Source organism: Paenarthrobacter sp. 4246, assembly GCF_040546855.1.
Classification (GTDB): Bacteria; Actinomycetota; Actinomycetes; order Actinomycetales; family Micrococcaceae; genus Arthrobacter.
The window spans coordinates 138465-163791 of record NZ_JBEPOP010000001.1; the positions used below are offsets into that span (position 1 = coordinate 138465).

The following is a 25327-nucleotide window of genomic DNA, read 5'->3' on the forward strand; positions in this document are numbered from 1 at the left end:
TCTATTCACCACCTTCGCGACGCACAATGCGTGCCTTCAACGGGAGCTTGTGGATTGCCAGGCGCAGGGCCTCGCGAGCTACCTCTTCATTGACACCGGAGAGTTCGAAGAGAACCCGGCCCGGCTTGACGTTTGCGACCCACCATTCCGGAGAACCCTTACCGGAACCCATACGGGTTTCAGCAGGCTTCTTCGTCAGCGGACGGTCCGGGTAGATGTTGATCCAGACCTTACCGCCACGCTTGATGTGGCGGGTCATCGCGATACGGGCGGACTCGATCTGGCGGTTGGTAACGTATGCCGGGCTCAGAGCCTGGATACCGTACTCACCGAAGCTGACCTTGGTGCCGCCCGTAGCAGCGCCGGAACGACCCGGGTGGTGCTGCTTACGGTGCTTGACTCGACGTGGGATAAGCATTTAAGCCTGTCCTCCTTCTGCTGCAGGAGCAGCAGCTTCAGCGGCCGGTGCTTCAACGGCAGCGGGTGCTGCCTCAGCTGCCGGACGGTCGTTACGACGACGGCGGTCGCCACCCGGGCGGCCCGGACGGTCTCCTGCACGGCCACGGGACGGAGCAGCAGCTGCCTGCTGAGCCAGTTCCTTGGCAGTTACGTCACCCTTGTAGATCCAAACCTTCACACCGATACGGCCGAAGGTGGTCTTGGCTTCGTAGAAGCCGTAGTCGATGTTCGCGCGGAGGGTGTGCAGGGGCACACGGCCTTCGCGGTAGAACTCCGAGCGGGACATTTCTGCGCCACCCAGACGGCCCGAGCAAGCAACACGGATGCCCTTGGCACCCGCACGCTGTGCGGACTGCATTGCCTTCTTCATCGCACGGCGGAAAGCCACGCGGGAAGTCAGCTGCTCAGCGATGCCCTGGGCAACAAGCTGTGCTTCCATCTCGGGGTTCTTGACCTCGAGGATGTTCAGCTGAACCTGCTTGCCGGTGAGCTTTTCGAGCTCGCCGCGGATGCGGTCTGCTTCAGCGCCGCGGCGGCCGATAACGATACCCGGGCGTGCCGTGTGGATATCCACGCGGACACGGTCACGGGTGCGCTCGATCTCGACCTTGGCGATGCCGGCGCGCTCCATGCCGGTGGACATGAGCTGACGGATCTTGATGTCCTCGCGGACGAAGTCCTTGTAACGCTGTCCGGGCTTGGTGCTGTCAGCGAACCAGTGCGAAACGTGGTCGGTGGTGATGCCGAGTCGGAACCCGTGCGGGTTTACTTTCTGTCCCACTTAGCGAGCCTCCTCTTTCTCCGGGGTTGCGACAACCAGCGTGATGTGGCTGGTCCGCTTCCTAATGCGGTAGGCGCGGCCCTGGGCACGCGGCTGGAACCGCTTCATGGTCGGGCCTTCATCAACAAATGCTTCGGTGATGAAGAGGTCGCTGTCGTCGAATGCAACGCCGTCACGGTCCGCGAGGACACGTGCGTTGGCCATTGCCGACTGAAGTACCTTGAATACCGGCTCCGAAGCTGCCTGGGGGGCAAACTTCAGAATTGCCAGAGCCTCATTCGCTTGCTTACCACGAACAAGGTTGACGACGCGCCGGGCCTTCATAGGCGTTACGCGGATGTGACGCGCAATAGCCTTGGCTTCCATTGCTTTCCTTCTCTCGTCTAAGACGTAAAGTCAGGCGCCTAGCGGCGCTTGCCCTTACGGTCGTCCTTAACATGGCCGCGGAATGTCCGCGTGGGAGCGAATTCGCCGAGCTTGTGCCCGACCATCGACTCTGTGACAAACACCGGGATGTGCTTGCGTCCGTCGTGTACGGCGATCGTGTGCCCGAGCATGTCGGGGATGATCATCGAACGGCGGGACCAGGTCTTGATGACGTTCTTGGTGCCCTTATCGTTTTCCCGTGCGACCTTCACAAAGAGGTGCTGGTCAACGAAAGGACCTTTTTTCAGGCTGCGTGGCATGTGTCCAGGCTCCTATCGCTTGTTCTTGCCAGTACGGCGGCGACGAACAATAAGCTTGTCGCTCTCTTTGTTCGGACGGCGGGTACGGCCCTCAGGCTTGCCGTTCGGGTTAACCGGGTGACGTCCACCGGAAGTCTTACCTTCACCACCACCGTGCGGGTGGTCAACCGGGTTCATGGCTACACCACGGACTGTCGGGCGAACGCCCTTCCAGCGCATGCGGCCGGCCTTGCCCCAGTTGATGTTCGACTGCTCGGCGTTGCCCACCTCGCCGACGGTTGCGCGGCAGCGCACGTCAACGTTGCGGATTTCACCGGAGGGCAGACGCAGCTGGGCGAAACGGCCTTCCTTGGCAACGAGCTGTACCGAAGCACCTGCGGAACGAGCCATCTTGGCGCCGCCACCCGGACGCAGTTCAACTGCGTGGATTACGGTACCAACCGGGATGTTGCGCAGCGGCAGGTTGTTGCCCGGCTTGATGTCAGCGTCGGGACCAGCCTCGACGAAGTCACCCTGGGACAGCTTGTTCGGAGCGATGATGTAACGCTTGGTGCCATCAACGTAGTGCAGGAGTGCGATGCGAGCCGTGCGGTTCGGGTCGTACTCGATTTCGGCAACGCGGGCGTTGATGCCGTCCTTGTCGTGACGACGGAAGTCGATCAGACGGTACTGGCGCTTGTGCCCACCACCCTTGTGACGGGTGGTGATCTTACCGGAGTTGTTGCGGCCGCCAGTCTTGTGCAGCGGACGCAGCAACGACTTTTCCGGAGTCGATCGCGTGATTTCAGCAAAGTCGGCTACGCTCGAGCCACGACGGCCCGGGGTAGTCGGCTTGTATTTACGGATTCCCATAATTTATTTCCTCGTTAAAGTGGTCTCCGCTACGCGAGCGGACCGCCGAAGATGTCGATTGTGCCTTCTTTGAGGGTGACAATTGCACGCTTGGTGCTCTTGCGCTGACCCCAGCCGAATTTGGTGCGCTTGCGCTTACCGGCACGGTTGATGGTGTTGATCGAGTCAACCTTGACCGAGAAGATCTTCTCGACGGCCAATTTGATCTCGGTCTTGTTCGAGCGAGGGTCCACCAGGAAGGTGTACTTGCCTTCGTCGATCAGACCGTAGCTCTTTTCCGAAACGACGGGTGCAAGCACGACGTCGCGCGGGTCCTTGATGGTGGTTACGCTCACTTGGAGGCCTCCTCGTTCTTTGCCTTGTCAGCGACGAACGCCTCGAAAGCAGCCTTGGTGAAGACCACGTCGTCGGAGACAAGCACGTCGTAGGTGTTCAGCTGGTCTGCGTACAGAACGTGAACATCCTGGAGGTTGCGCACGGAAAGTGCAGCAACATCGTTGGCGCGCTCGATTACGACGAGCAGGTTCTTGCGCTCAGTGACGGAGCGCAGCGAAGCCAGTGCGTCCTTGGCGGACGGCTTGGTGCCGGCTACCAGTTCAGCGATGACGTGGATGCGGCCGTTGCGGGCGCGGTCAGACAGGGCGCCACGGAGTGCAGCAGCCTTCATCTTCTTGGGGGTGCGCTGGCTGTAGTCACGAGGGGTCGGACCGTGGACAACGCCACCGCCGGTCATGTGAGGAGCACGGATTGAACCCTGACGGGCGCGGCCGGTGCCCTTCTGCTTGAACGGCTTGCGACCTGCACCGGAAACCTCGGCGCGGGTCTTCGTCTTGTGGGTACCCTGGCGTGCAGCAGCGAGCTGTGCGACGACGACCTGGTGCAGCAGCGGCACGTTGGTCTGGACGTCGAAGATCTCTGCAGGCAGGTCTACCTTGACAGTGCTAGTCATTGAACTAGGCTCCCTTCACGGCGGTGCGTACGAGTACGACCTGGCCGCGGGCGCCGGGGACGGCACCCTTGATAAGGAGCAGCGACTTCTCAACGTCAACAGCGTGAACCGTGAGGTTCAGCGTGGTGTGACGTTCGGCGCCCATGCGGCCGGCCATTTTCAGGCCCTTGAAGACGCGGCTCGGGGTGGATGCGCCACCGATGGAGCCAGGCTTACGGTGGTTCTTGTGGGCACCGTGGGAAGCGCCAACGCCGTGGAAGCCGTGACGCTTCATAACACCGGCGAAGCCCTTACCCTTTGAGGTGCCGACGACGTCGATCTTCTGGCCGGCTTCGAAGATCTCAACAGAGAGCTCCTGGCCCAGCTCGTAGGATGCGGCGTCTGCGGTACGCAGTTCGACGACGTGGCGGCGAGGGGTGACGCCAGCCTTTTCAAAGTGACCAGCCAGCGGCTTGGTGACCTTGCGGGGGTCGATCTGGCCGTAGCCGATCTGTACGGCGACGTAGCCATCTACCTCTGCGTTGCGCAGCTGGGTGATGACGTTGGAGTCAGCCTGGACAACAGTTACCGGGATGAGCTTGTTGTTCTCGTCCCAGACCTGGGTCATGCCGAGCTTCGTGCCCAGCAGGCCCTTTACGTTACGGGTTGCGGTCATAGTCTCTCAGCACCTCCCTAGAGCTTGATTTCGATGTTCACGTCTGCAGGCAGATCGAGACGCATAAGCGAGTCGACGGCCTTCGGCGTGGGGTCGATGATGTCGATCAGACGCTTGTGAGTACGCATTTCGAAGTGCTCACGGCTGTCCTTGTACTTGTGAGGAGAGCGAATTACGCAGTAAACGTTCTTCTCCGTGGGCAGCGGCACCGGGCCGACTACCGTTGCGCCTGCGCGCGTGACCGTCTCAACGATCTTCCGCGCTGAAACATCAATGACCTCGTGGTCATATGACTTCAGCCGGATGCGGATTTTTTGTCCCGCCATGTCGCCTGACTCTCTTTCAGCTAGTGCTGCTCTAGTTAGGGCTGCTCTGTTTACTTACCTGTTGATGTGGCCGCCGAAGCGTTTGAGGATTTACCACCACACGCCGCACAAGCTGAATCCGGATATTCCGGGTTCCTCAACCTGCCGGCGCACCGACCCCCGCGGTCGGGCGTGTCGCGATTTCCACGCAGACTCGACCGCATTCCATGGGGTTCAGGGTTATGTTTGGGCTTCCACCTGGACCCTGACACCCGGCATTATCCGGATCGGGACACGAAGAAGCGCTTGAACAACTCATCCAGTATGGCGGAAATATGAGGCAAAGGCCAATCGACGGTATAAGCGCCCCTGCAGGACCATTGCCCGGGCGCCTGCGCCTGAGGAAGATGGGTGCATGACCGTCCAGGATTCAGGCTCAGTGGAAGATCTTGCCGCGCGCCTGCGTCCGGGTTTCACTCTGGGGGTGGCGTCGGCGGCTTTCCAGATTGAAGGATCACTGACCGCTGATGGCCGCGGCCCTTCAGGCTGGGATGCCTTCGCGGAAAAGCCAGGAGCAATTGTCGACGGCGACTCCCCCACCGTGGCGTGCGACCATTACAACCGCTCCGATGAAGACATTGCCTTGATGCAGGAGCTTGGCGTGGATTCCTACCGCTTCTCGCTGTCCTGGCCACGGATCCAACCCGGCGGCAAGGGCTCTATCAATCAACGCGGCCTGGACTTCTACGATCGCCTCATTGACAAACTCCTGGCCGCCGGCATCTCCCCCATGGCTACCCTGTTCCACTGGGACACCCCCTTGGAACTGGAGCATGCAGGCGGGTGGATGAACCGCGACACTGCCGAGCGCTTTGCTGTCTATTGCGCCGCCGCTGCAGACCGGTTCGGTGACCGTGTTGATCACTGGGTCACCATGAACGAACCCGTGTCAGTCACCGTGCAGGGGTACTCACTGGGAGTGCACGCCCCCGGCCGGCAACTGCTCTTCGATTCCCTGCCTGCCGCACATCATCAATTACTGGGACACGGAATGGCGGTCCAAGCCTTACGGAACGCTGGAGTTAAGGGGCAGATCGGGGTGTCCAACATGCACTGCCCCGTCGAGTCCGCCAGTAACAGTCTCGGCGACCGGCTGATGACGCAGGCGCTGGACCTGATCCTCAACCGGATCTATGCCGATGCGATACTGCTCGGTCAATACCCCAAGCCCCCCTGGCCCATGAAGCCGTGGTTCCGCTCACTCGGCACCATCCACGACGGCGATCTTGAACTGATCAGCCAACCTTTGGACTTCTACGGCCTCAACTACTACTACCCCGTGAAGGTGGCAGCAGGCCCGGGGCCTGCGGAGATCCCCACCGGAAAGTCACCGGAGATGAGCGAGGTTCCCTTCCACCTGGCCGCCTACCAGGAGTATGAAACTACCGGGTTCGGCTGGCCCGTTGCACCGGAGTACCTGGCGTTGCTGCTGCGCCAAATGAAGGACCGGTACGGGGACGCTCTTCCCCCGGTGTACATCACGGAAGGCGGAGCAAGTTTTCCCGAACCACCGCACGTTGACGGCCCCCTCCAGGACACCAACCGCATTTCCTACCTGGCTGAGCACCTCGGCCACGCCCTTACAGCGACAGGCCCCGGCGGTATTGCCGAGGATGTGGATCTGCGCGGCTACTACGTCTGGACGCTGCTGGACAATTTCGAATGGGCAGCCGGCTACTCACAGCGTTTCGGGTTGGTCCATGTGGACTTTCACACCCAGGAACGGACTCCCAAGGAGTCCTACTACTGGTTGCGTGCACTGGAGCGGGCCCGCTCCCACGAACCGTAGGACCCCTGGCTGGCCCAGTCCTGCTAAAACGGCGGGTTACTTGTTCTTGTTGGCACGCCTGATGCGCTTTGCGCGTTCAATCTCGCTCCGGAAGTTCTTGCGGCCCCACAGCACCCCGCCACCGATGGCGGCAATGACTGCCAGGAAAATCAGGAATTCCATACTGCGCTCCTCTTCGTAGACTGCAAGATTATCGGATTCCGTCCCTGTCCTGCCCCCACGGGGCATGGCCGGACGAAGCACCGCCCGGGTAGGCGTCGTCGGGGTGAACACTGTCCGGTGAAGCATTGCCCCGGTTGACGCCGTCGGGGCTGGCGCTGCCCGGCGCATAGTTTTGCGGCGGAACCCCACCCGGCGCATAGTTTTGCGGCGGAACCCCACCCGGCGCAAAATTCTGCGGCGGAACCCCACCCGGCGCCTGCGGCTTCCGGTTCAGGCGCCACACTGCCAGGACAATCAACGCCAGGGCAACCAGCGCAAGCATGGCGAAAGCGTACGAGCGCAGCGCCCACATGACACTGAGCGCAACGCCCAAGGCACCCCACCACACCATGGCCCTTTCAGCCAGCAGCAAGCCGGCGACCAGAAGTACCGCGTGGCCCACCAGCACATACAACTGCTGCGGGGCAGTTCCTCCAGAGATGGTCCCCAAGGATGTCAAAGACAGGGCGCCCGCGGCAATGGCCAGCCGAAGCAGGCCTTCGCTCCGCTGCCTTCGCATGTAGCGCAGGCCTGCTAAAACAGCCCCGGCAAAGACGTACCACTGAACAGTCCAGAACCAGTCCGCTCCGGTGTCGCCCACGAACAGGACCGCGCGCTGGAGGGCGGCTAAAGAAGCCAGCGCCGCAATTTCTCCAGCAAGCCACTTGCTGTCTGGTAATTCAACGACTACCAGCGCACCGGTCGCGACCACCAGGACAAAACCGACCCATGATGTTTCATCGCGGATCAGTCCAACGGCGGCCGACGACGCCAGCGCCACGGCTGCTGTTCCCGTCAGGGCGTTTCGCCTCAGGGGTTCCCCGCCGATGGCTGCTCCCCCGAGCCGTTTCGCCGCGTAAAGAAGCACAGCTGTTCCAACACCGCCCGCCAGCCAAGGTAAGTAGTCGCTCCACACTCCTGGCGCCATGTCCCTCAGCAAACCTTCGACGGCGGGAACGGCGCCAACCAGCATGGACGGCGCGGCACCGATGTAGAGGGCGGGCAAGTGCTCAACGTGCGAGGCAGCGAACAGCACTGACGCAAGGACCAGCACCGCGAGCCCAGTCAGGGAGTAGGACACGGCAAGGGTCAACAGACCACCGGTAACAACGAACGTCATTGCCGCAACGAACCAGAACCAGCGCGCCGCAACGTTGCCGGCGGCACCATGTCCGGGACGGACCGTGGCACGCACAACCCGGACAACCACGAGCACGGCGGCGAGCCCCAGGAGCACCACCGGTACCTGGGCCCTATCCAGCAGTGCCTGGTACAACCAGGTGCCCGACGGGAACGTCAAGAGCGGACCGGAAGCAATCACGCCGCCGAGCACGGCAGGGATACTGAAGTATTGGATTCCCTGGATGCCCAGAAGACGCCATGCGATGACAGCCGAGGCCGCAGAGAGTCCCAACTCGATAAGGAGCACCCAACGGCCGCCGCCGTCGTAGGTCCCTGCCAGCAGGTAAGCCGCGGGCAGCACGAGCTGGGCAGCCAGAGTAGCCCACACCACGGCCTGCTGGAAGGCGATGTCCACCCGGCGACTCTTCTGGATCCAGGTCACAGCATGCTGCAGCACGAGGACCACAGCCATGGTCATGGAGACGGTGGTGGTCGACTCTGAAAGGTCCCCCACCAGAACACCAATGAAGGCCAAAGACAAGACACGGAGTCCCAGCATGTAGGCGCCCCGTACTAAACGTCCCTTTGCCACTGCCACCATGAAGCCGCTATATGCCGCGAAGAGTCCAAGCAGGATTTCCACATCCCGCACACTTCCGAGCCGTAGAGCCAGAAGCAGCACCAAGGCCGCCGGTGCGAAAAGCCATGCAGCCGGATGCCGGCTCAGGACTACACTGCAGACAATTGCCGCAAGTGCCGTCGCAATTGCTGCAACCCCAGGCTGCCAGCCTCCACGCAGGAATTGCTCCCCCGAGGCAGTGGAAACCGTCAGGACTGTGGCTGCTGCGGCCATCACGGCTACCACCGCGCCGGCGTCGACCACGGAAGCGTGGGGGAAGCGCCTTCGGCTGCTTTGCCGCAGGGGAAGGACCAGCTGCAGGGCCCCCGCTGCAGCTACGACCAAGGCCACCGTCGGTAGCTCGCCAGCCACGCTGAAGCTCCATCCATGCCGTATCGCGTCAAAGTAGGCTGAACCGGCCAAGACGGTACCCGCAGCCCGTGCAAGCCACCAATAGGACTGGCGGTGGAAAGAGGCAGTAATTCGCAAGGCGGTTGCCGCTAAGTAGGCGACCCCTACCAGGAGGACCACGTTGCCCAGTGCCATCGACACCGTGGCCGAAGCCACCACGCCTGCAACGAGGGCCGTAGCCGGGGCAAGGACCTCGCCCAGGGTAGGGTGCCAGGACTCGACGCCAGCCTTGACCTGCCGGGTGGGCGGGAACATCAAAACACCCGAGGCTACTCCGGCGAACAACACCAACAACACGGCGGTCGCCACGTGGGGATGTCCTGCAGCGCGGTCCATGAACGGCAGGACGAGCAAGCCCGCCACTGCCAGCCCGCCGAATCCAGCAAGGCTCGCCCGTGGAACAAACAGGTGGACTCCCGAACGTTCAAACCCGGCGCTGGCCACTTCCTGAACTGCAGCTGCAGCCACGAGAGCCACCAAGGCTATGGCAATCCTGTCCGGGCTTTCCGCAAAGACGCCAGCAGCTGCGGTAGGCACGGCCGCCGTCACTGCGATTCGTGCTGCAAGGACCAATGGCTGGCGGAAGGCAGCCGGATGAGCAGCCGCCCGCACTGACCAGTACAGGGCGGTGGACGCCAGGAGCGCCGACATCGGCCACGCGTCCAGCAGGCCCATGAACGGCAGGGACACCGCGAGAACGACGCCGGGCGCAAACTCTGTGCCGTTGCCCAGCGTCCAGCCCACCACCATGGCGGTCACCATGGTGACAGCGAGCGGAACGTAGACGGGTAACTCGTAAGCCCCGAGGGCCAATACCACCGTCAGGATGGCTGCCGTCGCCAATTGCAGGCCCAGGCAGGACAGGGCGTCTTGCCAGCCGTGACGCAGCTTCATTCGTTCTCCCCCGAGCGCAACCCCCAGGGACTGGACTCCACAGCAAATGACCGCGGCAAACATCACTGCACTGATATCCGCGGTGCCGTCCCACACCACTCCCAGCAGGGCCAGCGTCAGCGCTGCGCGCGCACCATAGGCGTGTTGCAGCCTGTACCGGGCCTGTGGAATGAAGGCCATGACGGCGAAGTACATGCCGCACATCAGCATGACCAGCGGGTAATCACCCTTGGACAGGAGGTGTGGCGTGACCGTGACCGCAAGCGCCACCAACGGGACCACATAGGGATGGAGCACCATCAGCGGACGGACATAAAGCGGCGGCAACCACCGCGGACGAATCAGCGCACCCAGGGTCAGGACAATGGCGACTCCGATCAGCGCCGTGAAGTACCAGACCAAAGCGCCACCCAGCACGGAAACTCCGGACCACGCGGTAGAGACAACGAAGCTGAGGGAAAGGAAAGCCAGGACCTTGTTGTCCAAGCGAACCGCGGTGTAGGCATAAACAGCTGTTCCCAGCAGTGAGGTGACCAACCACGCGGCAGGACCGTTGGGCAGCACAAAGTTGTACATGGCAAGGCCCGTCACGGGAATGAGCGCCAAACCCGTGCCGACGAAGGCAACTGCGGCTGGACGCAACCGCGGCATTTTGGCATGGATGACCAAGCCGGCAACGTAGAAGAGGGTGGTGATGAAGCAGATACCCGCAAAGCGGAAGAGTGCAGGGAGGCTTGTCCCCACGAAGAGGGCACCCGCGGCGACCAAAAGAAGACTGGCTACGTAGAGCGTGATGTTGATGTTCTGTTGGTCGCGCTTGGCCTTGCGCGCCGCGGCCGCCTCGGGAGTTTCCCGCCGAACCGGCACCTGCTGGCCTGCTGCCCACTGTGGCTGTGCGGCCATGGCGGGACGTTGCGCGACTGCGGGAGGTTGAACGCTCGACGGCGGCACCGGGGCCTGCGCTGGGAACGGCGCGGCCACGTGCGACGGTGGATGCACGGACGGCGGCACGGGGGCCTGCGCTGGGAACGGCGCGGCCACGTGCGTCGGTGGATGCAGTGGTGCTGATGCAGGCGTCCCGGCGGGCCCTGCACCGTAGGTTACGGGAACCGGAGCGGCAGGTGGCTGGGGTGCCGACACCCCTGCAGCCTGCATCTTGGTCTCGGCGTCGCGCCAGCCGGCCATGTGACCTGCGAGAAAGCCTGCCTGGTAGGCGCGCTGCTCAGCCATGGCTGTGGTAGCGGCGGCACCCGCGGCATCCTTACGGCCCCGGCCACGAGCGATGGCACTGCTCACTGCCGCTGTCACAACAAGGAGTATCAGTACTAGCAGGACTTCCATGGCTTCTCCTTGATGTCACGGGAATCTGGCATTTCGCCCGCGTTTATCCAATCGATAGAGTAACAGTACCAAAAAGAACCCCACCGCCGAAACGGTGGGGTCCTTCTTGAATGACTGCCGGCTGGGCCGGAAGGTCACCGATTTACAAGTAGTGACTACTTGATGATGCTGGTGACACGTCCCGAACCAACGGTGCGGCCGCCTTCGCGGATAGCGAAGCCGAGGCCCTCTTCCATAGCGATCGGCTGGATGAGCGCAACGGTCATCTCAGTGTTGTCGCCAGGCATAACCATTTCCGTGCCTTCCGGCAGGGTGATGACGCCGGTTACGTCCGTGGTACGGAAGTAGAACTGCGGGCGGTAGTTGGAGTAGAACGGGTTGTGACGTCCGCCTTCGTCCTTGGACAGGATGTAGACGTTTGCCTCGAAGTCGGTGTGCGGGGTGATTGAACCCGGCTTGACGACAACCTGGCCACGCTCGACATCGTCGCGCTTCAGACCGCGGAGCAGGAGGCCACAGTTCTCGCCGGCCCATGCTTCGTCGAGCTGCTTGTGGAACATCTCGATACCGGTAACCGTGGTCTTCTGGATCGGGCGGATGCCAACGATCTCAACCTCGGAGTTGATGGCGAGGGTTCCACGCTCGGCGCGGCCCGTAACAACGGTGCCACGACCGGTGATCGTGAAGACGTCTTCGATCGGCATCAGGAACGGCTTGTCGCGGTCACGTACGGGGTCCGGAACGGACTCGTCGACTGCTGCCATCAGGTCCTGGACGGACTTGACCCAAACCGGGTCGCCTTCCAGAGCCTTGAGGCCGGAAACGCGAACAACCGGAGCCTCATCGCCATCGAAGCCCTGCGAGCTCAGGAGCTCACGAACTTCCATTTCGACGAGGTCGAGGAGTTCTTCGTCATCAACCATGTCGGACTTGTTCAGTGCGACCAGCAGGTAGGGAACACCAACCTGGCGGGCGAGCAGAACGTGCTCACGGGTCTGAGCCATCGGACCATCGGTTGCAGCAACCACGAGGATTGCGCCGTCCATCTGGGCAGCACCGGTGATCATGTTCTTGATGTAGTCAGCGTGACCCGGGGCGTCTACGTGTGCGTAGTGGCGCTTCTCGGTCTGGTACTCCACGTGGGAGATGTTGATGGTAATACCACGCTGGCGCTCTTCCGGAGCAGAGTCGATCGACGCGAAGTCGCGCTGCTCGTTGAGATCCGGGTACTGGTCGTACAGCACCTTGGAAATGGCGGCAGTCAGCGTCGTCTTACCGTGGTCAACGTGACCAATGGTGCCGATGTTGACGTGCGGCTTAGTCCGCTCGAACTTTGCCTTTGCCACAGGTTCCTCCTAGAACGATTTCAAGTGAAGTGCTCCTCGGCCGCGCTTTTCGCGGCAGAAACTTTAGCAAGTCTACTTGGGGGCTTGGTTTTGGTGAAATTGCAGATTCAGGAACCAATAGTAGTTCCTCGAGCCTGTTTGCGCAGGGGCCGGGCTGCGACTGTCGCCGCAGCCCCGCCTCACGCGCTTAGATGCCTTCCCGATACCGGAATTGCATCCGTTACCGGGAGATTACTCGCCGCGGGTTTTCTGGATGATCTCGTCGGCAACTGCCTTCGGGACCTCCGCGTAGCTGTTGAACGTCATGGAGTACACAGCGCGACCCTGGGTCTTGGACCGGAGGTCACCGATGTAGCCGAACATGCCGGACAGCGGAACGTGTGCACGGATAACCTTCACACCTGCTGCGTCTTCCATGGACTGCATCTGGCCACGGCGGGCGTTCAGGTCACCAATAACATCACCCATGTATTCCTCAGGTGTGCGGACCTCAACATCCATCAACGGTTCAAGCAGAACAGGGTTCGCCTTGCGTGCAGCTTCCTTGAAAGCCATACGGCCGGCGATCTTGAACGCCATTTCCGAGGAGTCAACATCGTGGGACGCGCCATCAATCAGCGTGGCCTTGATGCCGACAACCGGGTAACCAGCCAGGACGCCGTCGTTCAGTGCATCCTGGATACCAGCGTCAACGGACGGGATGTATTCACGCGGAACGCGGCCACCAGTGACCTTGTTCTCGAATGCGTACAGTTCGCCGGAAGCGGTATCCATGGGCTCGATCGCGATCTGGATCTTTGCGAACTGACCCGAACCACCGGTCTGCTTCTTGTGCGTGTAGTCATGACGCTCGACTGCGCGCTTGATGGTTTCGCGGTAAGCAACCTGCGGCTTGCCAACGTTTGCCTCGACCTTGAATTCGCGGCGCATGCGGTCCACCAGGATGTCCAGGTGGAGCTCGCCCATGCCGGCGATGATGGTCTGGCCCGTGTCTTCGTTGAGGGAGACCTGGAAGGTCGGGTCCTCAGCGGAGAGCTTCTGGATGGCCGTGGAGAGCTTCTCCTGGTCACCCTTGGTGTTGGGCTCGATGGCAACCGAGATCACGGGCTCCGGGAAGCTCATGGACTCGAGGACGATCTGGTTGTTGGCATCACACAGGGTGTCACCCGTGGTGGTGTCCTTCAGACCGATGGCTGCGTAGATGTGGCCGGCGGTAGCGCCCTCAACGGGCATTTCCTTGTTGGCGTGCATCTGGAACAGCTTGCCGATGCGTTCCTTCTTGCCCTTGGTGGAGTTAACCACCTGGGCGCCTGCCTCAACGTGACCGGAGTACACGCGGACGAAGGTCAGCTGACCGAAGAACGGGTGCGCAGCAATCTTGAAGGCGAGGGCCGAGAACGGCTCGTCAGCAGAGGGCTTACGGGTGAGTTCCTTCTCTTCGTCGCGAGGATCGTGACCGATCATCGGCGGGACGTCGAGCGGGTTCGGCAGGAAGTCAACAACAGCGTCAAGCATCGGCTGGACACCGCGGTTCTTGAAGGCAGAACCACAGAACACCGGGTAGAGCTCGGAGTTGATGGTCATCTTGCGGATGCCGGCCTTCAGTTCCTCAAGGGTGAGTTCTTCACCTTCGAGGTACTTCTCCATGAGCTCTTCGGAAGCCTCGGCCACAGTCTCTACGAGCTGTGCACGGTACTCTTCAGCCTTGGCCTGGAGGTCCGCCGGGATTTCCTGCACTTCGTAGGAAGCGCCCATGGTGACGTCACCCTTTGCGTCGCCAGGCCAAACCAGGGCGCGCATTTCGAGGAGGTCAACAACACCGATGAAGTCGTTCTCAGCGCCGATGGGCAGCTGCATAACCAGCGGCTTGGCACCAAGGCGGGAGATGATGGTGTCTACGGTGAAGTAGAAGTCAGCGCCCAGCTTGTCCATCTTGTTGACGAAGCAGATACGCGGAACGTTGTACTTGTCAGCCTGGCGCCAGACAGTCTCGGACTGCGGCTCCACGCCTTCCTTGCCGTCGAACACTGCCACTGCACCGTCGAGGACGCGCAAGGAGCGCTCAACCTCAACCGTGAAGTCAACGTGGCCCGGGGTGTCGATGATGTTGATCTGGTTCTTGTCCCAGAAGCAAGTCACGGCGGCAGACGTGATGGTGATGCCGCGTTCCTTTTCCTGTTCCATCCAGTCAGTCGTCGAAGCGCCGTCGTGCGTCTCGCCGATCTTGTGGTTCACACCCGTGTAGAACAGGATGCGCTCGGTAGTGGTGGTCTTGCCGGCATCGATGTGGGCCATGATGCCGATATTGCGGACCTTGTTAAGGTCGGTAAGCACGTCCTGTGCCACGGGGTCTCCCTTTCGGATGGACTACACGTTCGCCGCCGGCTCAGTGAGCCGGCGGCGTCCGGAAAGTTTTTACCAGCGGTAGTGTGCGAAGGCCTTGTTGGACTCGGCCATCTTGTGGGTGTCTTCGCGACGCTTCACAGCGGCACCAAGACCATTGGAGGCATCCAGGATTTCGTTCTGGAGGCGCTCGGTCATGGTCTTCTCGCGGCGGGCCTTGGAGTAGCCCACGAGCCAACGCAGAGCGAGGGCGGTGGAGCGACCCGGCTTGACCTCAACCGGAACCTGGTAGGTAGCGCCACCAACACGGCGTGAACGTACCTCGAGGGAAGGCTTGACGTTGTCCATGGCCTTCTTGAGAGCGGCAACGGGGTCGCCGCCGGACTTGGCACGTGCACCTTCAAGTGCACCGTAAACGATGCGCTCTGCGGTGGACTTCTTGCCGTCGACAAGAACCTTGTTGATCAGCTGAGTGACCAACGGGGAGCCGTAAACGGGATCGGAAACTAGCGGCCGCTTCGGGGCCGGACCCTTGCGAGGCATATTACTTCTTCTCCATCTTTGCGCCGTAACGGCTGCGAGCCTGCTTGCGGTTCTTGACACCCTGGGTGTCGAGTGCGCCGCGGACGATCTTGTAGCGGACACCCGGAAGGTCCTTCACACGACCACCACGGACGAGCACGATGGAGTGCTCCTGGAGGTTGTGGCCAACACCGGGGATGTAGGCGGTTACTTCTACGCCACCGTTGAGACGCACACGTGCCACCTTACGGAGAGCCGAGTTCGGCTTCTTGGGGGTGGTGGTGTAAACGCGGGTGCAAACACCGCGGCGCATCGGGCTGCCCTTCAGCGCGGGAGCCTTGGTCTTGGAGACCTTCGGCGTGCGGCCCTTGCGGACCAGCTGGTTAATCGTAGGCACTTTCGTGTTCTCCGTTGTTTGATCTCTGCCCCCACACACAGGCGCCAGCCTGTGTAAACGTGGGAACTTTGGCGTTGCTCGTGCAGCCGGCCGAAACTCCGGTAGGCGTGCAAAAGTGCGGCATTCGTTGCGCATGTTGCCCGCAACCCGGAAACAGGCTCCACCCAGCACCATGAGAACAAAACCAAAATGATGCTGCGGCGGCCTTCATCCACTGCCACACAGAACAATTACCAAAAGTCTAGCACGGCTTGATCTAGGGCCTTAATCGGGTGTATGGAGGAGGACGACGACGGAGGCCAGCTGCCGCCGTCGTCCTCCACTCCCCCGGGACGCCTCGAAAAGGACCATTAACAGGCCAGGCCCCGCACTCGAAAGTGCGGGGCCTGGCCTTTTGGCGTCAACTCACGGATCAGCGGAAGTCGTTACCGAGGTCGTAGTCATCCAGCGGGATGGCGTGGAACTCGGGAGCTCCGTCGCCGCCCAGTGCGTCATAGGAGAAGTCGGTGAAAGCGCTGGGGCCTGTGAACAGGCTAGCCTTTGCTTCTTCCGTCGGCTCCACAGTGACCTCTGTGTAGCGGGGCAGACCCGTACCAGCCGGGATGAGCTTACCGATGATGACGTTTTCCTTGAGGCCGAGCAGAGGATCGCTCTTACCTTCCATGGCCGCCTGCGTCAGGACGCGGGTGGTCTCCTGGAAGGAAGCTGCCGACAGCCAGGACTCGGTAGCCAAGGAGGCCTTGGTGATACCCATGAGTTCCGGACGACCCGAAGCCGGGGACTTGCCCTCGGACACGACGCGGCGGTTCTCGTCCTCGAAGCGGGCACGCTCTGCCAGCTCACCGGGGAGCAGGTCGGAGTCGCCGGATTCGATGACAGTCACGCGGCGCAGCATCTGGCGGACGATAACCTCGACGTGCTTGTCGTGGATACCAATGCCCTGGCTGCGGTAAACACCCTGTACTTCGTCCACGAGGAACTTCTGAGCAGCACGCGGACCCATGATGCGCAGAACCTGCTTCGGGTCCACCGGACCGTTGATCAGCTTCTGGCCAACGCTGACGTGCTCGCCGTCTTCGATGAGGAGACGTGAACGACGCAGTACCGGGTAGGCGATCTCTTCGGAACCATCGTCCGGAGTGATAACCAAGCGCATCTGGCGCTCGGACTCTTCGATGGTGATGCGGCCGGCTGCTTCAGCAATCGGTGCGACACCCTTCGGAGTACGGGCTTCGAAGAGCTCCTGGATACGGGGCAGACCCTGGGTGATGTCGTCGCCACCGCCGGCGGAAACAGCACCACCGGTGTGGAACGTACGCATGGTCAGCTGGGTACCGGGCTCACCGATGGACTGTGCGGCAATAATGCCCACGGCCTCGCCGATGTCAACGGTCTTGCCAGTGGCCAACGAACGGCCGTAGCAAAGAGCACAGGTGCCGACCTTGGACTCACAGGTGAGTACGGAGCGGACCTTGACCTCAGTGATGCCTGCAGCCAGCAGCTGGTCGATGACGACGTCGCCGCAGTCGGTGCCGCCAGCAGCCAGGACGTTGCCCTGGGCATCGACGACGTCGACAGCCAGCGTACGTGCGTAGGCGCTGTTCTCGACGTTCTCGTCCAGGACGAGCTCACCGTTGGAATCCGGTACGGCGATCGGGGTGACCAGACCGCGTTCGGTACCACAGTCCTCTTCGCGGACAATGACGTCCTGCGAAACGTCCACCAGACGACGGGTCAGGTAACCCGAGTTGGCGGTACGGAGAGCGGTATCGGCCAGACCCTTACGGGCACCGTGCGTAGCGATGAAGTATTCCAGCACCGACAGGCCCTCGCGGTAGGAGGACTTGATCGGGCGAGGAATGATCTCACCCTTCGGGTTGGCCACAAGACCACGGATACCCGCGATCTGGCGGACCTGCATCCAGTTACCACGTGCACCGGAGGACACCATGCGGTTGATGGTGTTCATCGGGGAAAGGCTGTCACGCATCGCCTGGGCGATTTCGTTGGTGGCCTTGTTCCAGATTTCGATCAGTTCCTGGCGACGCTCGTCGTCGTCGATCAGGCCCTTGTCGTACTGGCCCTGGATCTTGGCAGCCATGGCCTCGTAACCGGCCAGGATGGCAGGCTTGGAGGTGGGCACCTCGATGTCGGAGATGGCAACTGTGACACCCGAACGGGTGGCCCAGTAGAAGCCGGCGTCCTTCAGGTTGTCCAGCGTTGCCGCCGTGACAACCTTCGGGTAGCGCTCTGCGAGGTCGTTGACGATCCGGGACAGTTCGCCCTTGTCGGCAACAGCCTCAACCCAGGGGTAGTCCTCAGGCAGCGTCTGGTTGAAGATGACCTGCCCAAGGGAGGTCTCAACGAGAGCCGGCTGACCGGGCTCCCAACCTTCCGGAGCTTCCCACCCTGCGTAAGGCACAAAGTCATCCAGACGGATCTTTACCTGGGAGTTCAGGTGCAGATCACGGGCGTCGTACGCCATGATGGCTTCCGAAACCGAGGAGAAGATACGGCCTTCGCCGGCGGAACCGACGCGCTTGGTGGTCAGGTGGTACAGGCCGATGATCATATCCTGCGAAGGCAGGGTCACCGGGCGGCCATCGGACGGCTTCAGGATGTTGTTCGAGGACAGCATCAGGATGCGGGCTTCGGCTTGGGCTTCCGGGCTCAGCGGCAGGTGGACTGCCATCTGGTCGCCGTCGAAGTCAGCGTTGAAGGCGCCACAAACCAGCGGGTGAAGCTGGATTGCCTTGCCTTCCACAAGCTGCGGTTCGAAGGCCTGGATGCCGAGGCGGTGCAGGGTAGGTGCACGGTTGAGCAGCACCGGGTGTTCGGTGATGATCTCTTCCAGCACGTCCCAAACCTGCGGACGGTAACGCTCGACCATGCGCTTTGCCGACTTGATGTTCTGGGCGTGGTTGAGGTCAACCAGGCGCTTCATCACGAACGGCTTGAAGAGCTCCAGGGCCATCTGCTTGGGCAGACCACACTGGTGCAGCTTCAGCTGCGGGCCAACAACGATGACCGAACGGCCGGAGTAGTCAACGCGCTTGCCGAGGAGGTTCTGGCGGAAACGACCCTGCTTGCCCTTGAGCATGTCGCTCAGGGACTTCAGCGGACGGTTGCCCGGACCCGTGACGGGACGGCCACGACGACCGTTGTCGAAGAGGCTGTCAACGGCTTCCTGAAGCATGCGCTTCTCGTTGTTGACGATGATCTCCGGAGCACCGAGGTCAAGCAGTCGCTTGAGTCGGTTGTTGCGGTTGATCACACGACGGTAGAGGTCGTTGAGGTCGGAGGTCGCGAAGCGGCCACCGTCCAACTGGACCATCGGGCGCAGTTCCGGCGGGATCACCGGGACGGCGTCGAGAACCATGCCGAGCGGGCTGTTGTTGGTAGTCAGGAACGCGTTGACAACCTTCAGGCGCTTCAGGGCACGCGTTTTACGCTGGCCCTTGCCGTTCTGGATGGTGTCGCGCAGTGACTCAGCTTCAGCCTGCATGTCAAAGGTCTCAAGGCGCTTCTTGATAGCCTCGGCACCCATGGAGCCCTCGAAGTACAGACCGTAACGGTCGCGCAGTTCGCGGTAAAGGCCTTCGTCGCCCTCAAGGTCAGCGACCTTGAGGTTCTTGAAGCGGTCCCAAACCTGCTCGAGGCGCTCGATGTCGGCGTCGGCACGCTTGCGGACGTTCGCCATCTGGCGGTCAGCCGAGTCGCGGGCCTTCTTCTTGTCGGCAGCCTTGGCGCCTTCACCTTCAAGACGGGCAAGCTCGTCTTCAAGGTCGCGGGCGATCGTGGCGATGTCGCTGTCGCGGTTGTCCACCATCTGCTTCTTCTCGAGGTCGTGCTCGACCTGGAGGTTCGGCAGTTCGGCGTGACGGCTTTCGGTGTCAACGCTCGTGATCATGTAGGCCGCGAAGTAGATGACCTTCTCAAGGTCCTTCGGTGCCAGGTCCAAAAGGTAGCCCAAGCGCGAGGGAACGCCCTTGAAGTACCAGATGTGGGTTACAGGCGCGGCCAATTCGATGTGGCCCATGCGCTCACGACGCACCTTGGCGCGGGTGACTTCAACGCCACAACGCTCGCAAATGATGCCCTTGAAGCGGACGCGCTTGTACTTGCCGCAGTAGCATTCCCAGTCGCGGGACGGGCCGAAGATCTTCTCGCAGAAGAGGCCGTCCTTTTCGGGCTTGAGCGTGCGGTAGTTGATGGTTTCCGGCTTCTTGACCTCACCGTAAGACCATCCGCGGATGTCTTCCGCGGTGGCGAGGCCGATCTGCATGAGGCCGAAGGAGGATTCGCTGGACATATGGTCCCTGTTCTCTCTTGTTCTCTAAATTCTGAAGTCTTGGTTACGGGAAGAGGGAGTTGTTCCGACGGACAGCTGGTGAAGCTGCCCGCCGGAACAACTGCTAGACCTCTTCTACGGAACTGGGCTCTGCACGAGACAGATCGATGCCCAGTTCTTCCGCAGCCGTGAAGACTGCGTCATCAGAGTCACGCATTTCGATCGTGGTTCCGTCGGTGGAAAGAACCTCCACGTTCAGGCACAACGACTGCATTTCCTTGATCAAGACCTTGAAGGACTCGGGAACGCCAGGCTCAGGGATGTTCTCGCCCTTGACGATGGCTTCGTAGACCTTCACACGACCATGGATGTCATCCGACTTGATCGTGAGGAGTTCCTGAAGCGTGTAGGCAGCACCGTAAGCTTCGAGCGCCCAGACTTCCATTTCACCGAAGCGCTGGCCACCGAACTGAGCCTTACCACCCAGCGGCTGCTGCGTGATCATGGAGTACGGGCCGGTGGAGCGCGCGTGGATCTTGTCGTCCACCAGGTGGTGGAGCTTCAGGATGTACATGTAACCGACGGAGATCGGGTCCGGGAACGGCTCGCCGGAGCGGCCGTCGAACAGACGGGTCTTGCCGGAGGAATCGATCAGGCGGTCGCCGTCGCGGGTCACGTTGGTGGAGTCAAGCAGACCAGTGATTTCTTCTTCACGGGCGCCATCGAACACCGGGGTGGCAACGGTGGTCTGGCCGGTTTCACGGGGCAGGTTGGGCAGGTTCTTGACCCACTCCGGCTCGCCTTCGATCTTCCAACCGGTCTTGGCAACCCAACCGAGGTGGGTTTCCAGGACCTGTCCAACGTTCATTCGACCCGGAACACCAAGCGGGTTCAGGACGATGTCAACCGGGGTACCGTCTGCAAGGAAGGGCATGTCCTCGATCGGGAGGATCTTGGAGATAACACCCTTGTTGCCGTGACGGCCGGCGAGCTTGTCGCCGTCGGTGATCTTACGCTTGGCTGCAACGTAGACGCGGACCAGCTGGTTCACGCCCGGGGGCAGTTCGTCGTCGTTGTCGCGGTCGAAGACGCGCACGCCGATGACCGTACCGGACTCGCCGTGGGGCACCTTCAGGGAGGTGTCACGCACTTCGCGGGACTTCTCACCGAAGATGGCGCGCAGCAGGCGCTCTTCCGGGGTCAGTTCGGTTTCACCCTTAGGGGTGACCTTTCCGACCAGGATGTCGCCTGCTTCAACCTCGGCACCGATGTGGATGATGCCACGCTCGTCAAGGCCTGCAAGGACTTCCTCGGACACGTTGGGGATGTCACGCGTGATTTCCTCGGCACCAAGCTTGGTGTCGCGGGCATCAATTTCGTGCTCCTCGATGTGGATGGAGGAAAGGACATCCTCAGCAACAATGCGCTGGGACAGGATGATGGCGTCCTCGAAGTTGTGGCCTTCCCATGACATGAATGCCACGAGCAGGTTCTTACCGAGGGCGAGCTCACCCTGGTCCGTTGCGGGACCGTCAGCAATGATGCCGCCAACTTCCAGGCGCTGGCCTTCGTTGACCAGGACACGGTGGTTGTAGCAGTTGCCCTGGTTGGAACGGGCGAACTTGTTGATGCGGTAGTTGGTCTCCGTGCCGTCGTCGTTGATCATGACAACGAGCTCGGCGGAAACCTCCGTGACCACGCCTGCCTTCTTCGCGATGACAACGTCACCGGCGTCGACAGCTGCTGCGCGCTCCATGCCGGTGCCCACGAAAGGAGCCTCGGAACGGACCAGCGGCACGGCCTGGCGCTGCATGTTGGCACCCATGAGTGCACGGTTGGCATCGTCATGCTCAAGGAACGGGATCAGTGCGGTTGCCACGGACACCATCTGGCGCGGGGAGACATCCATGAACTGAACGTCTGCAGCGGGAACCAGAACAGGCTCGCCTCCACCACCACGGGCACGGACAAGGACGGTCTCTTCGGAGAACTTCTTGTCAGCATCCAGCGGAGCGTTGGCCTGTGCGATCAGGACCTCTGCTTCGTCATCGGCCGTCAGGTACTGGACTTCGTCGGAAACGACGCCCTCGGAAACCAGGCGGTACGGCGTCTCGATGAAGCCGAACGGGTTGATGCGGCCGTAGGATGCCAGCGAGCCGATCAGACCAATGTTGGGGCCTTCAGGGGTTTCGATGGGGCACATACGTCCATAGTGGGACGGGTGAACGTCTCGAACTTCCATGCCTGCACGGTCACGGGACAGACCACCCGGGCCAAGTGCCGACAGGCGGCGCTTGTGGGTCAAACCCGAGAGCGGGTTGTTCTGGTCCATGAACTGCGAGAGCTGGGACGTTCCGAAGAACTCCTTGATGGCTGCCACAACGGGACGGATGTTGATCAGCGTCTGCGGCGTGATGGCCTCGACGTCCTGCGTGGTCATGCGTTCGCGGACGACGCGTTCCATGCGGGAAAGACCGGTGCGGACCTGGTTCTCGATCAGTTCGCCCACGGCGCGGATGCGACGGTTGCCGAAGTGGTCGATGTCGTCAACGTCGACGCGGAGCTCGTGGTCTTCGCCGTCGCGCTTGCCCATGAGGGTCTTCTCGCCGGCGTGGAGCGCAACGAGGAACTTGATCATGGCAACGATGTCTTCAACGTGCAGGACCGAGGCTTCCTTGTCACCAAGGGAGCGGTCGATGCCGAGCTTGCGGTTGATCTTGTAACGGCCAACCTTGGCAAGATCGTAGCGCTTGGCGTTGAAGTACAGGTTGTCCAGCAGGGACTGGGCAGCCTCGACTGTGGGCGGCTCGCCCGGACGCAGCTTGCGGTAGATGTCCAGAAGCGCGTCTTCGCGGGTCTCGGTGGCGTCCTTCTCCAGCGTTGCACGCATGGAGTCGTACTGGCCGAACTCTTCCAGGATCTGGCCTTCGGTCCAGCCGAGGGCCTTCAGGAGAACGGTGACCGACTGCTTGCGCTTGCGGTCGAGGCGAACGCCGACCTGGTCGCGCTTGTCGATTTCGAGTTCGAACCATGCACCACGGGACGGGATGATCTTCGCAGTGAAGATGTCCTTGTCACTGGTCTTGTCAGCGGTGCGCTCGAAGTAGGCGCCCGGCGAACGGACCAACTGGGAGACAACAACACGCTCGGTGCCGTTGACGACGAACGTTCCCTTTTCAGTCATGAGGGGGAAGTCGCCCATGAACACGGTCTGCTGCTTGATTTCGCCCGTGTTGTTGTTCATGAACTCGGCCTTGACGTACAACGGTGCCGAGTAAGTGGCGTCACGGTCTTTGCATTCGGCCATGGTGTACTTCGGGTCAGCGAACTCCGGCTCGGAGAAGCTCAGGGACATGGTGCCCTGGAAGTCCTCGATGGGGGAGATCTCTTCGAAGATGTCGGCAAGTCCGGAGGTGGTGGCGACGCTGAGGTCGCCCTCCTCGACAGCCTTCGCTACCCGCGCCTGCCAGCGTTCGTTTCCGACGAGCCAGTCAAAGCTGTCCGTCTGCAGGGCGAGAAGATTCGGAACATCAAGCGGTTCATGAATCTTTGCGAATGAGAGGCGGCGGGTGGCACCATCGGTGCTTGCCGTGTTAGCGGTTTCGTTATTAGAGGTGCTCGAGGCGACCAAGAGGGATCCTTCCACAGACCTTCAGGCGTTTTCAGATCTCCCCCGTTTGCATCCCGCAGAGTGCTCCGCAGGATACTTATTCCGGTTCCGCTATATGACCCGGACCCAGTCCACTCATTGGCTATGCACGTTAAGGAACGGCACGTCAATGGCGCAGCTGAGAGGTAAAGCCCACCGCTATATGAAGGCTGAAGGTTAACAGGGAAGACGCAAATATCTACAATACGGCAAAGCAGCCTTCCTGTCTACCCCAGATCGTCCGTGATTGCAAGCACCGTTGCTGCAGGCACCTAAGCCGCAGGCGCCACAGCCATCCAACCAGCGCCTCAGCGGAATTCCCGCCCGCCAACGAGCCCCTGCGAAGAGATGGAATGGAGAGGAAGGCACAACCGTTGAAGAGATAGGCTGGCGCACGCCCCGCGATAGCCTTGCAGCACCACTCCCGGATCGGAAGAGAGACCATGACCAACTCCGCTGACGACAATGACGTTGTCATCCTTGCCGCTTCCCGCACCCCACAGGGTCGGCTCAACGGGCAACTGGCGGGCTTTACCGCCGTCGACCTTGGTGCACATGCCATCACCGCGGCCCTGGCCGCCAGCGGCGTGAAAGCCGAACAGGTGGACGCCGTGATCATGGGGCAGGTGCTCCAGGCCGGAGCGGGCCAGAACCCGGCCCGCCAAAGCGCTATTGCCGCGGGCGTTGGCTGGAACATCCCTGCCCTGACCATCAACAAGGTGTGCCTCTCCGGGCTCACTGCCGTCATTGATGCCGCACGGATGATCCGCAGCGGCGACGCCACCGTAGTGGTGGCTGGCGGCCAGGAATCCATGACCCGCGCACCGCACCTCCTGCCCGGTTCCCGGCAGGGCTGGACCTACGGTGCCATCCAGGCCTTGGACGCAGCGTCCCACGACGGACTCACTGACGCCTTCGACGGACAGTCCATGGGCTTGTCCACAGAAAGCAAGAACCTGACCCTTGGCATCGACCGCAAGGCACAGGACGAGGTTGCTGCCGCTTCCCACCAGCGTGCCGCTGCCGCCATCGCGGATGGAACGTTCGACGTCGAAATAGCTCCAGTGAGGGTCAAGCAGCGCAAGGGCGATCCGCTGGTCCTCAGCACGGATGAAGGCGTCCGCCCCAACACGACAGTGGAAACCCTGGCGCCGCTCAAGGCCGCGTTCGCTACGGACGGGACCATTACGGCAGGAAACTCCTCTCCGCTGTCCGATGGCGCCTCCGCGCTGGTGCTGACCAGCCGCCGCTTCGCCGAAGACAACGGCCTGGATTACCTGGCCGTAGTAGGAAAGCCCGGCCAGGTAGCCGGCCCGGACAACTCACTGCATTCCCAGCCCTCCAACGCCATAGCCCAAGCGCTAAAACGGGCCGGCTGGACGGCAGAGGACCTGGACTTCATTGAAATCAATGAAGCGTTCGGCTCCGTGGCCGTCCAATCCCTCAAGGACCTGCGTTATCCGCTGGAGAAGTGCAATATCCATGGCGGCGCCATTGCCCTGGGCCACCCCATCGGGGCATCCGGCGCACGGCTCGCGCTGCACGCAGCCCACGAGCTCAAACGCCGGGGGACGGGCAAAGCCGCAGTGTCGCTGTGTGGCGGTGGCGGCCAGGGTGAAGCCCTTCTTTTGTACCGCGACTGATGGTAGAAGCTG

At 61.6% G+C, this 25327-nt stretch carries 19 protein-coding genes; 2 read left to right on the forward strand and 17 right to left on the reverse strand.

What is annotated here, in order from left to right; all coding sequences use genetic code 11:
* Position 1: 1 nt before the first annotated feature.
* From rplP to rpsJ, 9 genes are read right to left on the reverse strand one after another with little or no spacing between them, the layout of a single operon-like run.
* Positions 2–418: a 50S ribosomal protein L16 gene (gene rplP / locus ABIE35_RS00690; protein ID WP_003803795.1), complete on the reverse strand. Its 417-nt coding sequence runs from the start codon at positions 416–418 to the stop codon at positions 2–4.
* The gene (gene rpsC, locus ABIE35_RS00695; protein WP_011775589.1) at positions 419–1240 is read right to left on the reverse strand and encodes a 30S ribosomal protein S3; all 822 of its coding nucleotides are present in this window, start codon (positions 1238–1240) and stop codon (positions 419–421) included.
* Positions 1241–1606, reverse strand: a complete 366-nt coding sequence (rplV, locus tag ABIE35_RS00700) for a 50S ribosomal protein L22 (RefSeq protein WP_011775590.1) — start codon at positions 1604–1606, stop codon at positions 1241–1243.
* A gap of 38 nt (positions 1607–1644) precedes the next feature.
* On the reverse strand, positions 1645–1926 hold the full coding sequence (gene rpsS / locus ABIE35_RS00705) for a 30S ribosomal protein S19 (RefSeq protein WP_011775591.1): 282 nt from the start codon (positions 1924–1926) through the stop codon (positions 1645–1647).
* 12 nt (positions 1927–1938) lie between these two features.
* Positions 1939–2778: a 50S ribosomal protein L2 gene (gene rplB / locus ABIE35_RS00710; RefSeq protein WP_011775592.1), complete on the reverse strand. Its 840-nt coding sequence runs from the start codon at positions 2776–2778 to the stop codon at positions 1939–1941.
* Positions 2779–2807: 29 nt separating this feature from the next.
* On the reverse strand, positions 2808–3113 hold the full coding sequence (rplW, locus tag ABIE35_RS00715) for a 50S ribosomal protein L23 (protein ID WP_011775593.1): 306 nt from the start codon (positions 3111–3113) through the stop codon (positions 2808–2810).
* On the reverse strand, positions 3110–3727 hold the full coding sequence (rplD, locus tag ABIE35_RS00720; RefSeq protein ID WP_089595800.1) for a 50S ribosomal protein L4: 618 nt from the start codon (positions 3725–3727) through the stop codon (positions 3110–3112). The genes rplW and rplD overlap by 4 nt, the downstream gene beginning before the upstream one ends.
* A 4-nt stretch (positions 3728–3731) precedes the next feature.
* Positions 3732–4382, reverse strand: a complete 651-nt coding sequence (gene rplC / locus ABIE35_RS00725) for a 50S ribosomal protein L3 (protein WP_026539807.1) — start codon at positions 4380–4382, stop codon at positions 3732–3734.
* Between the two features lie 17 nt (positions 4383–4399).
* The gene (gene rpsJ, locus ABIE35_RS00730) at positions 4400–4708 is read right to left on the reverse strand and encodes a 30S ribosomal protein S10 (protein ID WP_003803825.1); all 309 of its coding nucleotides are present in this window, start codon (positions 4706–4708) and stop codon (positions 4400–4402) included.
* Positions 4709–5102: 394 nt separating this feature from the next.
* Here rpsJ and ABIE35_RS00735 point away from each other — a divergent pair, with 394 nt between their 5' ends.
* Positions 5103–6536 carry a GH1 family beta-glucosidase gene (locus ABIE35_RS00735; protein ID WP_354511971.1) on the forward strand — a complete coding sequence of 478 codons (1434 nt, stop codon included), beginning with the start codon at positions 5103–5105 and terminating at the stop codon, positions 6534–6536.
* 36 nt (positions 6537–6572) lie between these two features.
* Here the strand turns inward: ABIE35_RS00735 and ABIE35_RS00740 are convergent, their stop codons facing one another.
* The 8 genes from ABIE35_RS00740 to rpoB all read right to left on the reverse strand — a co-directional run bounded on the left by ABIE35_RS00740 (position 6573) and on the right by rpoB (position 23654).
* Positions 6573–6698, reverse strand: coding sequence for a hypothetical protein (locus ABIE35_RS00740; protein WP_268825391.1), 126 nt, complete (start codon positions 6696–6698; stop codon positions 6573–6575).
* Positions 6699–6726: 28 nt separating this feature from the next.
* A complete protein-coding gene (locus ABIE35_RS00745) occupies positions 6727–11124 on the reverse strand; it encodes a hypothetical protein (protein WP_354511973.1) in 4398 nt (1465 codons plus the stop codon).
* Positions 11125–11279: 155 nt separating this feature from the next.
* Positions 11280–12470 carry an elongation factor Tu gene (gene tuf, locus ABIE35_RS00750; RefSeq protein ID WP_011775598.1) on the reverse strand — a complete coding sequence of 397 codons (1191 nt, stop codon included), beginning with the start codon at positions 12468–12470 and terminating at the stop codon, positions 11280–11282.
* Positions 12471–12701: 231 nt separating this feature from the next.
* The gene (fusA, locus tag ABIE35_RS00755) at positions 12702–14816 is read right to left on the reverse strand and encodes an elongation factor G (protein WP_026539805.1); all 2115 of its coding nucleotides are present in this window, start codon (positions 14814–14816) and stop codon (positions 12702–12704) included.
* A 69-nt stretch (positions 14817–14885) separates the two neighbouring features.
* Positions 14886–15356, reverse strand: coding sequence for a 30S ribosomal protein S7 (gene rpsG / locus ABIE35_RS00760; RefSeq protein ID WP_003803829.1), 471 nt, complete (start codon positions 15354–15356; stop codon positions 14886–14888).
* 1 nt (position 15357) lies between these two features.
* Positions 15358–15732, reverse strand: coding sequence for a 30S ribosomal protein S12 (rpsL, locus tag ABIE35_RS00765; protein WP_009358312.1), 375 nt, complete (start codon positions 15730–15732; stop codon positions 15358–15360).
* Between the two features lie 412 nt (positions 15733–16144).
* Positions 16145–20044 carry a DNA-directed RNA polymerase subunit beta' gene (locus ABIE35_RS00770; protein WP_207594242.1) on the reverse strand — a complete coding sequence of 1300 codons (3900 nt, stop codon included), beginning with the start codon at positions 20042–20044 and terminating at the stop codon, positions 16145–16147.
* 103 nt (positions 20045–20147) lie between these two features.
* Positions 20148–23654: a DNA-directed RNA polymerase subunit beta gene (gene rpoB / locus ABIE35_RS00775; protein ID WP_043471397.1), complete on the reverse strand. Its 3507-nt coding sequence runs from the start codon at positions 23652–23654 to the stop codon at positions 20148–20150.
* 461 nt (positions 23655–24115) lie between these two features.
* On the opposite strand from rpoB, the gene ABIE35_RS00780 reads away from it, so the two are divergent.
* Positions 24116–25315 (forward strand): acetyl-CoA C-acetyltransferase, encoded by a 1200-nt coding sequence (locus ABIE35_RS00780; RefSeq protein ID WP_354511976.1) that lies wholly within the window; start codon positions 24116–24118, stop codon positions 25313–25315.
* Positions 25316–25327: the final 12 nt, after the last annotated feature.

Coding starts and splice junctions, on each gene's coding strand:
- rpsS (WP_011775591.1), bottom strand. CDS start 1,926: ATGCCACGCAGCCTGAAAAAAGGTCCTTTCGTTGACCAGCACCTCTTT.
- ABIE35_RS00735 (WP_354511971.1), top strand. CDS start 5,103: ATGACCGTCCAGGATTCAGGCTCAGTGGAAGATCTTGCCGCGCGCCTG.
- ABIE35_RS00780 (WP_354511976.1), top strand. CDS start 24,116: ATGACCAACTCCGCTGACGACAATGACGTTGTCATCCTTGCCGCTTCC.
- rplB (WP_011775592.1), bottom strand. CDS start 2,778: ATGGGAATCCGTAAATACAAGCCGACTACCCCGGGCCGTCGTGGCTCG.
- ABIE35_RS00740 (WP_268825391.1), bottom strand. CDS start 6,698: ATGGAATTCCTGATTTTCCTGGCAGTCATTGCCGCCATCGGTGGCGGG.
- rplV (WP_011775590.1), bottom strand. CDS start 1,606: ATGGAAGCCAAGGCTATTGCGCGTCACATCCGCGTAACGCCTATGAAG.
- rplC (WP_026539807.1), bottom strand. CDS start 4,382: ATGACCGCAACCCGTAACGTAAAGGGCCTGCTGGGCACGAAGCTCGGC.
- rpsG (WP_003803829.1), bottom strand. CDS start 15,356: ATGCCTCGCAAGGGTCCGGCCCCGAAGCGGCCGCTAGTTTCCGATCCC.
- rplP (WP_003803795.1), bottom strand. CDS start 418: ATGCTTATCCCACGTCGAGTCAAGCACCGTAAGCAGCACCACCCGGGT.
- rplD (WP_089595800.1), bottom strand. CDS start 3,727: ATGACTAGCACTGTCAAGGTAGACCTGCCTGCAGAGATCTTCGACGTC.
- rpsJ (WP_003803825.1), bottom strand. CDS start 4,708: ATGGCGGGACAAAAAATCCGCATCCGGCTGAAGTCATATGACCACGAG.
- ABIE35_RS00770 (WP_207594242.1), bottom strand. CDS start 20,044: ATGTCCAGCGAATCCTCCTTCGGCCTCATGCAGATCGGCCTCGCCACC.
- ABIE35_RS00745 (WP_354511973.1), bottom strand. CDS start 11,124: ATGGAAGTCCTGCTAGTACTGATACTCCTTGTTGTGACAGCGGCAGTG.